We start from the raw sequence: 14,502 nt of genomic DNA, 5'->3' as shown, positions 1-14,502 counted from the left end.
TCGTTGAGGACGACGTCGCGGACGACCACAGGCAGACTGGTCGGCCAAGTCGATGGATGGTCCAGATCAGGAGCGTGACGTTCACCCTCGCCGGCCGCCGACGGGGATCGACACCGGATAACGGCCGGCTTGGGCACCGTTGCCCGCAAGCCAGGGTCCCGAAGCCGCCGCGAGCACGACATGCCCCTTGCGGGCACGGTGCGCAGAGGAACGGATCGGCAACGCAATTCTCCCGGAAGGAATTATTCGCGGGTGCCTATAGCGACGAATTGCCGCTCAGATCAAGGGACGATTCGCCCAAGACCGTCATCTTGGCGAGAATTTTCCGCCGAGCCAGGCCGTGATGCGCTGCACGGCTTCGCGCATGTCGTCGGCCGAACGGGCGTAGGAGAACCGCACGAAGTCCTTGCCGCGCAATGGGTCGAAGTCGGTTCCGGGGGTGGCTGCGACATGCGCCTCAGCCAGCATCCGCTTGGTGAAGTCAAAGCTGTCGGAGGTAAATTTCGACACGTCGGCATAGAGGTAAAACGCGCCGTCGGCCGGCAAGAACTCGGTCAGCCCGGCCTGTGGCAAACCTGCGATCAGGATCTGGCGGTTGATTTCGTAGCCGTGCTTCACCGCCTCCATCTCGTCGCGGCCATCAAAGGCCGCCTCGGCGGCGATCTGCGACAGTGTCGGCACCGAGATCGCCAGGTTCTGCTGCAGCCGCTCGACCGGCCGCACCAGCGCCTCCGGCAGCACCATCCAGCCGACGCGCCAGCCGGTCATGCAGAAGTATTTCGAGAACGAGTTGATCACCACCGCATGCGGCGACAACTCGGCTGCGGTGACCGCCGGAAACGCGTAGTCGAGACCGTGATAGATCTCGTCGGAGATGAAGCGGATGCCCGCGCTCTCGGCCACCGCGATCAATTCGCTCAGCGCGGCGCGAGTCATCATGGTGCCTGTCGGATTGGCCGGACTGCCGACCAGCACGCCTTTCAGCGGCGCCTTGCGGTGCTCGGCAAGCAGCGCTTCGCCGGTCAGCGCGTGACGCGTCTCGGCGTGTGTTTCAATCGGCACCGGCACGCAGCCGAGCGCGTTGAGGATATGCCGATACGGCGGATAGCCTGGCACGGTGACGGCGACGCGGTCGCCCGGCTCGAACTGCGCGAGGAATGACAGGATGAAGGCCCCGGACGAGCCGGTGGTGACGACGATTCGCTCCGGCGCGACCTCGCAGCCATAGGTCTCTCGATAGTGCCGGGCGATTCGCGCGCGCAGTGAAGGAATCCCAAGCGCCGAGGTGTAATCGATCCGGCCCTGCTCTAGCGCAGCATGCGCCGCGGCGATCGCGCTGCGCGGCGCCGGCGCCCAGGGCTGGCCGACCTCCATGTGGATGACGTGGCCACCTGCGGCCTCGATCTTGTCGGCCGCCGCCATCACGTCCATCACCATGAAAGGCGGAACGTCGCTGCGCGCCGACGGCATCAGCAATCGACGCACGGCGTCGGTCTTGGTCGCATCGGACATGGAAATCTGCTATCCCCCGCGCGGTTCGGCGAAACCCGGCGGGCGTCGCGCTGCTGCCGCAAAGCTGGGCTGATGCATGGCAATAACCGGTATTCGAACCTCGGCCAATGATCAAAGTGACGGTTGAAGCTCTGCCTGGGCGCATACGCCATATGGCCCGCGCGCAACTCTCGCGGCTCACCGCCGTGCTGTGCGCCGCCGCGCTGGCGTTCGCGCCGATCCCGAGCCATGCCCAGGCGCCGCAGCCAAAGGGGCCGCCGCTGCTGCGCGACACCGAAATCGAGAATCTGCTGCGCGACTACACACGGCCGATCCTGCGCGCCGCCGGGCTGGAGAAGCAGAACATCAGCATCGCGATCATCAATGATCCGACGTTCAACGCTTTCGTCGCCGACGGCCGCCGCATTTTTGTCAATTACGGCGCGCTGATGCAGTCGCAGACTCCGAACCAGTTGATCGGCGTGCTGGCGCACGAAACCGGACATCTCGCGGGCGGACATCTGTCGAAGCTGCGCACCCAGCTGGCCCAAGCGCAGACCCAGATGATTGTCGCCATGCTGCTCGGCGTCGGCGCCATGGTGGCAGGTTCGCGCAGCGGACCGAACAGCGGCGCCAGCAATATCGGCGCGGCGGCGGTGTCAGCGCCGCAGGAGCTGATCCGACGCAATTTGCTGTCCTATCAGCGCCAGCAGGAAGAGAACGCCGACAAGGCCGCGGTGAAATTTCTCGACGCCACCGGGCAGTCGGCGAAGGGCATGTACGAGACCTTTCGCCGCTTCACTGACGAGAGTCTGTTCGCCGCGCGCGGCGCCGATCCGTACGCGCAATCCCACCCGATGCCGGCAGAACGCGTTCGCGCACTGGAAGAGCTGGCGCGCTCCAGCCCGAATTGGGACAAGAAGGACGACGCCGCGCTGCAGTTGCGTCACGAGATGATGCGCGCCAAGACCTCCGGCTTCATGGAGCGGCCGGACACCGTGGCGCGGCGCTATCCGCAATCCAACACCAGCCTGCCCGCCCGCTACGCCCGCGCGATCTCGACCTATTTGCACGGCGATCCACGCTCGGCGCTGGCGCAGATCGACAGCCTGATCCAGGCCGAACCGAACAATCCGTATTTCTACGAGCTGCGCGGCCAGGCCCTGCTCGAAGGCGGCCGGCCGCAGGACGCGATCGCGCCGCTGCGCAAGGCCGTGTCGATGACCCGCGGCGCGCCGCTGATCGAGATGCTGCTCGGCCAGGCGCTGGTCGCGTCGAACAATCCCGGCACCACCGACGAAGCGATCCGCATTCTGAAGGCCGCGCTGGCGCGCGAGGGCGAAGCTCCGATCGGCTACAGCCAGCTCGCGATGGCCTACGGCCGCAAGGGTGACTACGCCGAAGCCGACCTCGCTTCGGCCCAGGCCGCGTATCTACGCGGCGACAACAAGACCGCCCGCGAACTGGCCTCCCGCGCCAAGACCCGTTTCCCGGTGGGCTCGCCCGGCTGGGTCCGGGCCGACGATATCGTCGCGGCCAAGGGCCCGGCGAAATAGTCGACAGCTCCGGCCGAATGGGCGAGATTTGATGCAGATCAAATCCGCAGCGTGGCCGGGATGCCTCGATGCGCCAGTGCCGCACGTCGCCCAGTTCAGCGCGCGGCGAACCCAAGGGAGAGACAGCGATGACCACCCCTACACGGTCACACGGCAGGGCCCGTAAGCTGATTTCGCGGACCCTGGCCAGCAGCGTCCTGCTCGGCATGTACGCGCTCGGGCTGATCACCACCACCGGCATCGCGATCACCGCCTCGACCACACCGGCCCAGGCGTGGCGCGGCCGCGGCCGAGGGCGCGGCTGGGGGCCCGGTCCTGCAATCGGTCTCGGCGTCGGCGCAGCCATCGTCGGGGGTGCGATCGCGGCGAGCGCCGCTGAGCAAGCCCGCCGCGACGACGCGATCAACTACTGCGCCTCGCGCTATCGCTCGTTCAATCCCGAGACCATGACCTACATCGGCAAGGATGGCCGCGCGCGGCCCTGTCCCTGATCGAGGCTCCAGGGCCCGCGCTCGGCCGACCACCGGGAAAAGGCGGCTGCCGTGCATTCGCGCGCAGCAACCCGTCCACGGTCACGCGCGTTTTGCGTGACCGGCCTTGATGCGGCGCAAACCCACTTTGTTCGTCTCTTTTAAACCCCGAGCAGCCCGACGCGACCACGGCGGGCTGCTCGACTGTCTTTGCGACCCAACAGGAGTTCACATGTCTCTGCATATCGGCGACACCGCCCCCGACTTCACGGCCGACACCACCAAGGGCCGGATCTCGCTGCACGAATGGGCCGGCGGCTCCTGGGTGTTCTTCTTCAGCCATCCGGCGGACTTCACCCCCGTCTGCACCACCGAGATGGGCAAGACCTCGAAGCTGTCGGAGCCGTTCGCCGCGCGCAACGTCAAGCCGCTCGGGCTTTCGACCGACCACGTCTCCGAGCATCTGAAGTGGATCGCCGACGTCAACGACACCCAGCAGACCGATCTGCAGTTTCCGATCGTCGCCGACCCTGATCTCACGGTGGCTAAGCTCTACGACATGATCCATCCCAACCAGAGCGACACCGCGGCGGTGCGCTCGGTGTTCATCATCGACCCGAACAAGAAGATCCGGCTGACCATGACCTATCCGATGAATGTCGGCCGGAACTTCGAGGAAATCCTCCGGGTGATCGACGCGCTGCAGCTCGCCGACAAGCACCGCGTCGCCACGCCGGCCGACTGGCGCGCCGGCGACAAGGTCATCATCCCGCTGTCGGTAAAGGGCGAGGATGCGGTGAAGGCGTTCCCGCAGGGCTGGGACGAGCCGCGCCCCTATCTGCGCCTGACGACGGTGAAGTAAAGCTGCGGCGTCGTGACGCTTCGCACCGGCCCAACCCCGCGTTCCCGCGAACGGACGCGGGGCTGCAGAGCGAGCAATCCATCGGCCCTGTCCGGAGCCGGCGGGCGGGGCCTTCCTGACCGAAACGTGTTCACAAATTACGCGTAATTCGGCGGGAAAAGCGCTATGAAATGCCGATTCTGCTGCCTGTCGGCCCATTCTTCCGTCTCGAAGGGATTGTCCATGCCGTCGTTCCGCCCGCTCGCTGCCGCCCTGTTCGCGCTCGCTCTGATCGGCGCGCCCGGAGCCGCTTCGGCGCAGAAATTCTCCGACGAGCAGCGCAGCGAGATCGAGAGCATCATCAAGAACTACCTGGTGACGCATCCGGAGGTGCTGGAAGAGGCATCTGAAGAACTGAGCAAGCGGCAGGCGAACGCCGCGGCCGAGAAGCACCAGGCCGCCATCAAGGACAATGCCGACGCGATCTTCAATTCGCCGCGCAGTGTGGTGCTCGGCAACAAGAGCGGCGACGTCACCTTCGTCGAGTTCTTCGATTACAACTGCGGCTACTGCAAGCGCGCGATGGCCGATATGCTCGAGCTGATGAAGGACGACCCCAAGCTGAAGGTCGTGCTCAAGGAATTTCCCGTGCTCGGACCGGGCTCGGTGGAAGCCGCTCAGGTCGCGATCGCAGTGCGGATGCAGGATCCGAGCGGCAAGAAGTATCTCGACTTCCATCAGAAGCTGATGGGCGGCCGCGGTCAAGCCGACAAGGCGCGCGCGCTCGCCGCCGCGAAGGACGCCGGCCTCGACATGGCCCGGCTCGACAAGGACATGCAGAGCCCGGAAGTGCGCTCGACGATCGAAGAGAGCTTCAAGCTCGCCGAGTCGATGGGCATGAACGGCACGCCGAGCTACGTGATCGGCAAGCAGGTGGTGGTCGGTGCCGTCGGCCTCGACACGCTGCGCCAGAAGGTGGCGCTGGCCCGCTGCGGCAAGGAACAGTGCTGAGCGTGATCGCGAGGCGGCCGGCCGGCGCCGGCGGCTTGTCGCGGGCTGCAGCACACAGACGTTTCAGGCCTTGGCGCGGCCCAGGCGGCTGCACAGCCCATCGATAAAATACTCATTGGCGGCCTCGAATACGGTCTCGGTTTCGAGGCCGCGATAGGATCGCGCCAGTCTCCGCAGCGCTGGAAATTCGGCCGGAGGCAGTTGCTCCATTTCCGCCACTTCGGACTCGCTCGCGGGCCGCACCAGACCGCTGATCTCTGCCGTGCACAAACCGATCACGCTTGCGTACCAGGCGAGACAGACGGCCGGCGCGTCCTCGTCCGACATGCCGGCTTCGGTCAGCGCACGATGAACCATTTCGATGTGGGCGAAGTCCGAAACTCCGGTGTTGAGAAATCGCTGTAGCAGCGGAAACGTCTTGGGATATCGCAGCGCCAGCGCGCGGTGATCGCGCGCGTGGACGCGCAGCCGATCCTGCCAGGGCTGGTCGTCGTGGACGGGAGATAGCTTCGCCACCAACGCGTCCGCCATCGCCCGATACATGCCGTCTTTGTTCTTGAAGTGATACAGGATCGCCATCGGATCGCAGCCGACCCGTTCGCCGAGCTTGCGCACACTGAAGGCCGCCTCCCCCACCTCCTCCATCAGGTTCACGGCGGTGTCGAGGATCTCGCTTTTCGCAAGACCGCGCGGGCCGGCCCCCGCGCGGGTCTTGGTGGTCAATCCGGCTTCTTTCGTCGTCGTCATTCGGCCCATTCAGGGTCCCCCGTGAAAACGATGGTCAACCAGCGATCCGGTCCTTCGTCACCGACCAGTGCTCCGATCTCGTCACGCAATACGTCCCATTCGCCGATGGTCCGCGCCGGGGCATCGGCAGGAACGATGAAGTAGAGCTCGATCATCTTCGATCGGCCGACCCGCGCCGCATAGGCGCGATACGACACGAAGCCATGCTGCGCGACGAAGGCCGCTGCGACCGTGTCCAGACGCGCTTTCAGATCGCTCGGCGTGATCAGAAAGATGTCCGCAAGCGCCTGCCGAACCGTCGAGATCGGCAGCGGAATGATCAGCGCACACACCACCGCCAGGACCGCAGGATCGATATAGGGCGAGATCCATTGCCACGACGTCCCCTGCACGGCCCAGCCGATCAGGAAGGCGATCAGCAACGCGGCGGTGATACCGGTCGACATGATCCAGCCGCGAACGTCGAGCCTGATGAATTCGGACTTGATGGTTCGATTGGCACGCCACTCGACGAGCGCGATGGCCGAACAGACGATCACCGTGACCACCGCGTAGGTCAGCGCCGCGCCGAACTCCAGATCGCGGCCGCCGCGCAGCAGGCTGCCGACGGCGGTGACCAACGCATAGAGCGCCGCGCTGATCAGCAAGGTGCCGTTCAGCCCCAGCACCATGGGCTCCAGGTGCCACAGCCCGAACGAGAAGCGCTCCCGAAGCTTGCGCGACGACTGGCCGGCGAGCGCATAGGAAGTGATCAGATTGACCACGACGAGCGACAGCAGGCTCATGCCGCCGTCGATCAATGCATACACGCCGTCGAAGGCGATCGAGAACGATCCCGAGATCAGCCCGAAACCGATGCCGAGAGAAGAGATGATAAACGTCACGGCGATCGAGGTGCGAAGTACGCCGCGTTCGTCCGACAGATCGAAAAAGGAGAGCAGTCCGCTCATGATGGGCTCGCAGTCATGCTGCGCGTCGCGAGTTGGCCCCGACGCATGTCGGGGCGCTCCGCAGATGCACCCAGGACCGGCCATCCGGCAAAAGAGCTTGATTGAGGGATCGCGCGCACAGGCTGCGATGCCAGCGTCAGAGCTCTCGCAACGCTTGAAGCCCTGACCGCGGAGAATTTCTACACTGTAGAAATGCCATCGTCAAGAACGCAGGGTCGTGTCGCACCGATGGGCCTCGCCCTCACACGCAGCCGTCGCGCCGGCCGGCGGCCAGCGCTCATTATGCATTCTCGATGGTGGCGAAATGTCTGGGACGGCTAAGACGGGAACTCGGATTCGGCGACGTGGACGCGGTCGGCATGCAGCGACCATTCGTGGAGTCGCTCCATCTCGCAGAATTTCCGTTTCGCGATCTCGGTCGCTTCGTGCCGGTCGGCGGCCTCGACTTCCAGCAGGCGCTGGCACACCTCGGCATGTCGCCCATTTTCGCCGAGGATGTCCTTCATAAAACGTACAACGTAATGAGCCATCATGCCTCCCGGTCGAGCCATGGGCGATGCAATCGCCATGCCTGATAACAGGCTAGTGGACCGCGGGTTTCCGCGCGGCGGTCCAGTCTTGCGCGTTCCTGAGGATCGCAGCTCGTCGTTGCAAACTTAGTCCTCCTCCCTGCGCGCAGCAAAACAAAACTGCGAGACCCTTTTTGCCGGAACCGTATTCTCTGCGTCGGGTTGTCGCGCGCGGGCAGGCTCAACGGGAGGAAGACGGAATGACTCATCGCTTCATGATTTCAGTCGCCGCCGCTGCGCTGATCGCCAGCGGCATTGCTGCGCACGCCCAAGGCGTCGGCGGCGCGGCCGGAGGTTCCACCGGCGCGTCCCCGTCGGCTGGATCAACGGCACCGGCGGAGCGCGGATCGACCGCGCCGCAGATGAACCGCTCCGAAGGCACCGGGCCGGGAGCGGCCGATCGGTCGCCCGGCGGAGCCGCGAGCCAGCAGCGGGCGCAAGACGGCGCGCCGAAGGGCTCGATGAGCTCCGACAACGGCCGCGCCGGCAAGGACATGAAGGCCGAGGACCGCAAGGCCGGCGACATGGACCACAAGGCCGGCAACGAACGCGAGCAGATGAACCGCAACGCGGCCGAGAAGGACCGCGACGGCCAGATGAACAAGAATGCCGACAGCCAGCGCGACCGCACCACCACCGGTCAGGCCGGCGCCAGCGCCAAGCTGTCGACCGAGCAGCGCACCAAGATCACCACCGTGATCAAGAACCAGCGGATCGAGCCGCAGACCAACGTCAATTTCTCGATCTCGGTCGGCACCCGCGTGCCGCGCGAGGTCCGCTTCCACCCGCTGCCGACCGAAATCTTCACGATCTATCCGGCGTGGCGGGGCTACGAATTCTTCATGGTCCGGGACGAGATCATCGTAGTCGATCCGCGCACCCTGGAGATCGTCGCGGTGCTTGACGCCTAACGGCGCGGCATGTCCGGAAATTGAGCAAGGGCGGCCTTCGGGTCGCCCTTTCTTGTGCACGGCGCCGCGACCTAACCCGGCACCTTCAAATCTCGACGCGAGAGATTTTCGAGATCAGGCGGTACTTTGGTCGATCATGCTCGTCCAAAGCATCAGCCGATTCATGTGGCCTGGGAACATGTTGAGGCTTCCCCTCAGGCTTGAGGTTACCTATAACGCCCGCAATCAAGCTGAATTTCGCCAGGAAGCCGGCTCCTGCAGAACCGGATTTTGGCCCGATCGGCGCCTTCCGCCGCGGACCCTTCGCTGACATTGCCGGATTTTCGGATGCCTCAACCGATTTACGTGCTCAATGGCCCGAACCTCAATTTGCTCGGGACCCGAGAGCCGGAAATTTATGGCAAGGCCACCCTGGCCGATGTCGAAAAACTGTGCACCGAGACCGCGGCCAGCTTCGGCCTGACCGCGGTGTGCCGGCAGTCCAACCGCGAGGGCGAACTGATCGACTGGATCCACCAGGCGCGCACCGACAAGGCGGTCGGCATCGTGCTCAACGCCGGCGGTTACACCCACACCTCCGTGGCGCTGCATGACGCGCTGGTCGGAGTGCAAATTCCAACGGTGGAAGTTCATGTTTCCAACGTTTTTGCGCGCGACAGCTTCCGCCACCACTCCTTCATCGCGAAGGCCGCCTTTGCCAGCCTGTGTGGTTTCGGCATCGACGGCTATCGGCTGGCCATCATCGGCCTCGCCACCAAAATCGGCGCCGTCGCCAAGGCCTGACCCCGCGCCCCGTTCACCTCAAGCCATCTGGATCGAAACATGGCCCGCCAGCCTGACACCAAGACTGCCAAGCCGACTGACGCCCCGGCGATGCAGGACAGCACGCTGATCCGCGAACTCGCGCTGCTGCTCGACGAGACCAATCTCACCGAGATCGAGATCGAGCGCGCAGGCCTGCGCGTGCGCGTCGCCCGCAACGTCACCGTCGCGGCATCGGTGCCGGCAAGCTATGCTCCGGTTGCGGTCGCGGCGGTGGCGCCGATCGACCCCGCGGCGATCGATTTCGCCAAGCATCCCGGCGTCGTCCCATCGCCGATGGTCGGCACCGTGTACTGGGCCCCCGAGCCCGGCGCGAAGCCGTTCATCGAAGTCGGCCAGCGTGTCTCCGCCGGCGAGACGCTGTTCATCGTCGAGGCGATGAAGACGATGAACCAGATCCCATCGCCGCGCGCCGGCACGGTCACGCAAATCCTGGTCGAAGACGGTCAGCCGGTCGAATTCGGCGAACCGCTGGTCGTGATTGAATAGCGAGTCGCGAATGGCCAGTGGCGAATAGCGGTCGAGTCAGTCCTCGCGTATTTGCCATTTGTCGCTCGCCATCCGCCCCTGTTGGCCCACAACCCGGTGGCCCCATGTTCGATAAGATCCTGATAGCCAATCGCGGCGAGATCGCCCTGCGGGTGCTGCGCGCCTGCAAGGAGCTCGGCATCTCCACGGTCGCGATCCACTCGACCGCTGACGCCGACGCGATGCATGTGCGCCTTGCCGACGAAAGCGTCTGCATCGGTCCGCCGCCGTCGAAGGACAGCTATCTTAATATCCCGGCGCTACTGGCCGCTTGCGAGATCACCGGCGCCGACGCCGTGCATCCCGGCTACGGCTTCCTGTCCGAGAATGCGCGGTTCGCCGAAATTCTGGCCGACCACAATCTGCACTTCATCGGCCCCAAGGCCGAACACATCCGCCTGATGGGCGACAAGATCGAAGCCAAGAAGACCGCGAGGCGCCTCGGCATCCCGGTGGTGCCGGGTTCGGACGGCGCGGTCGGGCCGGACGACGACGCGATGTCGATCGCCAGGGAGATCGGCTTTCCGGTGCTGGTCAAGGCCGCCGCTGGTGGCGGCGGACGCGGCATGAAGGTCGCGCACACCGCCGACGATCTGGCGCTGGCGATCTCGACCGCCGGCAACGAGGCTAAGGCCGCATTCGGCGACGCCTCGGTCTATCTCGAAAAATACCTGCAGAAGCCGCGGCACATCGAAATCCAGGTGCTCGGCGACGGCCGTGGTGGCGCGATCCATCTCGGCGAGCGCGACTGCTCGCTGCAGCGCCGGCATCAGAAGGTGTGGGAGGAAAGCCCCTCGCCGGTCATCAGCCCGGAAGCGCGCGCCCGGATCGGCGGCATCTGCGCCAAGGCGATGCAGGATATGAAGTATCTCGGCGTCGGCACGATCGAATTCCTCTATGAGGACGGCGAGTTCTATTTCATCGAAATGAACACCCGCATCCAGGTCGAGCATCCGGTCACCGAGATGATCACCGGCATCGACCTGGTGCTGGAGCAGATCCGGATCGCCGCCGGTGGCGACCTGCCGGTGACGCAGGACGACATCGTGCTCAACGGCCACGCCATCGAGTGCCGCATCAATGCCGAGAACCCGGTGACCTTCCGGCCGTCGCCCGGAAAGATCGCGCGGTATCATCCGCCCGGCGGCCTCGGCATCCGGATCGATTCAGCGGTCTATCAGGGCTACACCATCCCGCCTTATTACGACTCGCTGGTCGGCAAGCTGATCGTCCACGGCAAGACCCGCGGCGAATGCCTGATGCGGCTGCGGCGGGCGCTGGACGAGATGGTGGTGGACGGCATCGAAACCACCTTGCCGCTGTTCCGCGCGCTGGTGCGCGAACCCGCGATCATCGACGGCGATTACCATATCCACTGGCTGGAGCAGTATCTGGCGGGTGCCAAGCTGGAGAGCCGCTGAAAAAATCTCGATCGGGGACGGAACCGGTTCCCCTGTGCGGCGTTAGGGTGGTTCCACATTCGAACGTCTTGCGGGGGATGTTCTTGCTTCGTTTCAGTCTGTTCGAGGGCGCGCGGTGACGCCGGAAGCCACGCGCCGTCGCGCTTTCATTCAAATCACCCTGCTCGCTTCGTCCTTCGCCCTGCTGATCCTGATCAGCGTGGCGTCGGTTTTCCTGCTGCAGCGGGCGCGCGAGGACAGCGCCTGGGTCGCCCACACCCTCGAAGTCGAAAACCAGATCTCGCTGGCCCAGCTCGAAATGCGCCGCGCCGAAAGCGCCGAGCGCGGCTTTCTGCTGACCGGCCAGCCCGAATTCGTCGCCGAGTTCGAGAATTCGGCAGCCCAGGTGCTGCCGATGCTGCAGCGGCTGCGGCAGCTCGTGACCGACAACCCGGTGCAGCGCCCGTTGATCGAACAGGCGGTCCCGCTCGCCGAGGCGCGAATTGCCAAATTCCGGGAGCTGATCACGCTCGGCCAGAACAACCGCGCCGAGGAAGCCCGCGAGTCGCTGCGCGACGCGACCGGCCGCGAGGCGATGAATCAGTTCGCCAGCTACATGGCGGCAATGCGCGCCGAGGAGAACAAGCTGTTCGTGATGCGGACGGCCGCCGCCGACAGCAGTCAGTCTCTGACCTCGATCGTCACCGCCACCGGCTCCGGCCTTGTGCTTGTGCTCGCCGGGCTGTCGATCTTCCTGGTGCGCCGCTCGTCGCGCGCGCGTGACGAGGCCGAGGCGCAGCTGCGCGACAACAACCTCAACCTCGAATCCACCGTCTCGGAGCGCACCGCCGACCTGCGCGAGGCCAATGAAGAGATCCAGCGCTTCGCCTACATCGTCAGTCATGACCTGCGCTCGCCGCTGGTCAACATCATGGGGTTCACCAGCGAGCTGGAAGAACTGCGCGGCGACATCTTCCGACGCATCGCGACGCTGAGCCGCGAGGTCGCCGACAAGCAGATGCCGGAGAAGGCCGACGCGGACGGCGAGCCCGAACTGACACCGCCCGACCAGCAGCTGTCGGAAGATTTCACCGAGGCGCTCGGCTTCATCAAATCCTCGATCGGCAAGATGGACCGGCTGATCAGCGCGATCCTCAATCTGACGCGCGAAGGCCGCCGGCAGTTCCAGCCGGTGCCGATCGACACCCGCGAGCTGATCGAGAACATCGCCTCGACGATGGCGCATCAGGCGGCCGAGGCCAATGCCGAGATCCGGATCGAGCCGTTGCCGGACATCGTCAGCGACCGGCTCGCGCTCGAGCAGATTTTCTCCAATCTGATCGACAACGCGCTCAAATATCTGAAGTCCGGCGTGCCGGGCGACATCCGCATCCGCGGCAAGCAGAAGCTCGGCTTCGCCATCTTCGAGATCACCGACAACGGCCGTGGAATCGATCCGAAGGACCATCAGAGAATCTTTGATCTTTTCCGCCGGGCCGGTACACAGGACAGGCCCGGTCAGGGGATCGGGCTCGCCCACGTCCGTGCGCTCGTCAGGAGGCTCGGCGGAACCATGTCGGTGACCTCGGCGCTTGGCGAGGGCTCGACATTCACCATCACGTTGCCGATGAAATGGACTGCGGCAGCCAACCGGGAACCCCGCTCATGAGCAATCCAGTCACCATCCTCATGATCGAGGACGACGAAGGCCACGCTCGCCTGATCGAGCGCAACATCCGCCGCTCCGGCGTCAACAACGAGATCATCCCGTTCACCTCGGGTACAGCCGCGCTGAACTATCTGTTCGGCCCCGACGGCACGGGATACGAACATCGCGACCGCGCCCTGCTGGTGCTGCTGGACCTCAATCTGCCCGACGCCAGCGGCATCGATATTCTCCGCCGCATCAAGGAGAACGATCACCTGAAGTGCACGCCGGTCGTGGTCCTCACCACCACCGACGATGCCCAGGAGATCAAGCGCTGCTACGAACTCGGCTGCAACGTCTACATCACCAAGCCGGTGAACTACGAAAGCTTCGCCAACGCGATCCGTCAGCTCGGCCTGTTCTTCTCGGTCATCCAGGTCCCCCAGCCCGAAACCACATGACGCCTGCCACGCCGACCCTGCTGTATATCGACGACGACGAGGCGCTCGGCCGGCTGGTGACGCGCGGCCTGCGACGGCAGGGCTTTGCGGTCGAGCATGTGCTCAGCGGCGAAGCCGGGCTGGAGCGGCTGCGGCAGGGCGGCGTCGACGTGGTGGCGCTCGATCAGTACATGCCGGGCCTCGACGGGCTGGAAACGCTCGAGCAGATTCAGAACATTCCCGACGCACCGCCGGTGGTGTTCGTCACCGCGTCGCAGGATTCCAGCATCGCGGTCACCGCGCTGAAGGCCGGCGCGGCGGACTATCTGGTCAAGGACACCCAGGGCGATTTCATCCCGCTGCTGCAGGTCGCGGCCGACCAGGCGCTGCGTCAGGCGATCATCCGCAAGGCGCGCGACGATGCCGAGGCCGAGGTGCGCGCCTCGCGCGACCGCTACGCCGCGCTTGCCGCCGAGCGAGAGATGCTGCTGCGCGAGGTCAACCACCGCGTCGGCAATTCGCTGCAGATCATCGCCTCGCTGCTGCATCTGCAGGCCTCCTCCAGCAAGGAGGGCGAGGTCAAGGCGGCGCTCACCAATGCGATGGGCCGCGTCGCCGCGGTCGCGCAGGTGCACCGCCGGCTCTACACCTCGCACGACCTCAAGAGCGTGATGCTGAACCAGTATCTCGAAGCGCTGCTCGAGGACCTGCGCCGCTCCGCCGAAGGCAACCGGATGTCGCGGCTGACGCTCGCCGCCGAAGCCGTCGAGATCGATCCCGACCGCGCGGTGGCGATCGGCATCGTCGTCAACGAGCTGGTGATGAACGCGGTCAAATACGCCTATCCGGAAGGCCAGGGTCCGATCCATGTGGACCTCAAGGTCGACGGCGACGAGCTCGAACTGGCGATTTCCGACGACGGCGTCGGCTTCGGTGCCAAGTCGCATCCGCAATCCACCGGCATGGGGCAACGGATCGTCAACGCCATGGCGACCAAGCTCGACGCCAGCGTCGCGCGCGACCCGGCCCATGCCGGCACCCGCATGGTGCTGCGCTTCCGCCGCACCAACACCCCTGCGCCCGCCCCGACCCCGGCGGCCGCCTGACGAGCCATTCCG

15 protein-coding genes are annotated in these 14,502 nt (G+C 65.3%); 11 read left to right on the top strand and 4 right to left on the bottom strand.

The window, feature by feature from the left end:
* Positions 1 to 306: 306 nt before the first annotated feature.
* Positions 307 to 1,512, bottom strand: coding sequence for a pyridoxal phosphate-dependent aminotransferase (locus IP86_RS07400; RefSeq protein WP_054161872.1), 1,206 nt, complete (start codon positions 1,510 to 1,512; stop codon positions 307 to 309).
* Between the two features lie 152 nt (positions 1,513 to 1,664).
* On the opposite strand from IP86_RS07400, the gene IP86_RS07395 reads away from it, so the two are divergent.
* From IP86_RS07395 to IP86_RS07380, 4 genes are all read left to right on the top strand, one after another.
* Entirely contained in the window at positions 1,665 to 3,047 is a 1,383-nt protein-coding gene (locus tag IP86_RS07395) for a M48 family metalloprotease (protein ID WP_502693990.1), read from the top strand.
* A 128-nt stretch (positions 3,048 to 3,175) separates the two neighbouring features.
* On the top strand, positions 3,176 to 3,538 hold the full coding sequence (locus IP86_RS07390) for a BA14K family protein (protein WP_054161870.1): 363 nt from the start codon (positions 3,176 to 3,178) through the stop codon (positions 3,536 to 3,538).
* Positions 3,539 to 3,749: 211 nt separating this feature from the next.
* Entirely contained in the window at positions 3,750 to 4,379 is a 630-nt protein-coding gene (locus IP86_RS07385) for a peroxiredoxin (RefSeq protein ID WP_054161869.1), read from the top strand.
* A gap of 222 nt (positions 4,380 to 4,601) precedes the next feature.
* Entirely contained in the window at positions 4,602 to 5,369 is a 768-nt protein-coding gene (locus IP86_RS07380) for a DsbA family protein (protein ID WP_054161868.1), read from the top strand.
* Between the two features lie 63 nt (positions 5,370 to 5,432).
* On the opposite strand, the gene IP86_RS07375 is transcribed toward IP86_RS07380, so the two are convergent.
* The 3 genes from IP86_RS07375 to IP86_RS07365 form a co-directional block, all read right to left on the bottom strand.
* The gene (locus IP86_RS07375) at positions 5,433 to 6,116 is read right to left on the bottom strand and encodes a TetR/AcrR family transcriptional regulator (protein WP_054161867.1); all 684 of its coding nucleotides are present in this window, start codon (positions 6,114 to 6,116) and stop codon (positions 5,433 to 5,435) included.
* Positions 6,113 to 7,066, bottom strand: coding sequence for a cation diffusion facilitator family transporter (locus IP86_RS07370; protein ID WP_054161866.1), 954 nt, complete (start codon positions 7,064 to 7,066; stop codon positions 6,113 to 6,115). The genes IP86_RS07375 and IP86_RS07370 overlap by 4 nt, the downstream gene beginning before the upstream one ends.
* A 317-nt stretch (positions 7,067 to 7,383) precedes the next feature.
* A complete protein-coding gene (locus IP86_RS07365; protein ID WP_054161888.1) occupies positions 7,384 to 7,596 on the bottom strand; it encodes a hypothetical protein in 213 nt (70 codons plus the stop codon).
* Positions 7,597 to 7,835: 239 nt separating this feature from the next.
* On the opposite strand from IP86_RS07365, the gene IP86_RS07360 reads away from it, so the two are divergent.
* From IP86_RS07360 to IP86_RS07330, 7 genes are all read left to right on the top strand, one after another.
* Complete coding sequence (locus IP86_RS07360) at positions 7,836 to 8,546, top strand: DUF1236 domain-containing protein (protein ID WP_054161865.1); 711 nt, start codon at positions 7,836 to 7,838, stop codon at positions 8,544 to 8,546.
* Positions 8,547 to 8,873: 327 nt separating this feature from the next.
* Entirely contained in the window at positions 8,874 to 9,329 is a 456-nt protein-coding gene (aroQ, locus tag IP86_RS07355) for a type II 3-dehydroquinate dehydratase (RefSeq protein WP_054161864.1), read from the top strand.
* 39 nt (positions 9,330 to 9,368) lie between these two features.
* Positions 9,369 to 9,857, top strand: a complete 489-nt coding sequence (accB, locus tag IP86_RS07350) for an acetyl-CoA carboxylase biotin carboxyl carrier protein (protein ID WP_054161863.1) — start codon at positions 9,369 to 9,371, stop codon at positions 9,855 to 9,857.
* Between the two features lie 104 nt (positions 9,858 to 9,961).
* Positions 9,962 to 11,317 (top strand): acetyl-CoA carboxylase biotin carboxylase subunit, encoded by a 1,356-nt coding sequence (accC, locus tag IP86_RS07345; RefSeq protein ID WP_054161862.1) that lies wholly within the window; start codon positions 9,962 to 9,964, stop codon positions 11,315 to 11,317.
* A 115-nt stretch (positions 11,318 to 11,432) separates the two neighbouring features.
* Positions 11,433 to 12,965: a sensor histidine kinase gene (locus tag IP86_RS07340; RefSeq protein WP_054161861.1), complete on the top strand. Its 1,533-nt coding sequence runs from the start codon at positions 11,433 to 11,435 to the stop codon at positions 12,963 to 12,965.
* Positions 12,962 to 13,405 (top strand): response regulator, encoded by a 444-nt coding sequence (locus IP86_RS07335; RefSeq protein WP_054161860.1) that lies wholly within the window; start codon positions 12,962 to 12,964, stop codon positions 13,403 to 13,405. Before IP86_RS07340 ends, IP86_RS07335 begins: the two co-directional genes overlap by 4 nt.
* Positions 13,402 to 14,490, top strand: coding sequence for a sensor histidine kinase (locus tag IP86_RS07330; RefSeq protein ID WP_054161859.1), 1,089 nt, complete (start codon positions 13,402 to 13,404; stop codon positions 14,488 to 14,490). Before IP86_RS07335 ends, IP86_RS07330 begins: the two co-directional genes overlap by 4 nt.
* The last annotated feature ends 12 nt before the right edge of the window (positions 14,491 to 14,502 follow it).

This window comes from Rhodopseudomonas sp. AAP120, assembly GCF_001295845.1.
In the GTDB taxonomy this organism is placed as follows: Bacteria; Pseudomonadota; Alphaproteobacteria; order Rhizobiales; family Xanthobacteraceae; genus Rhodopseudomonas.
This window is presented reverse-complemented; position numbering and strand designations above follow the sequence as displayed.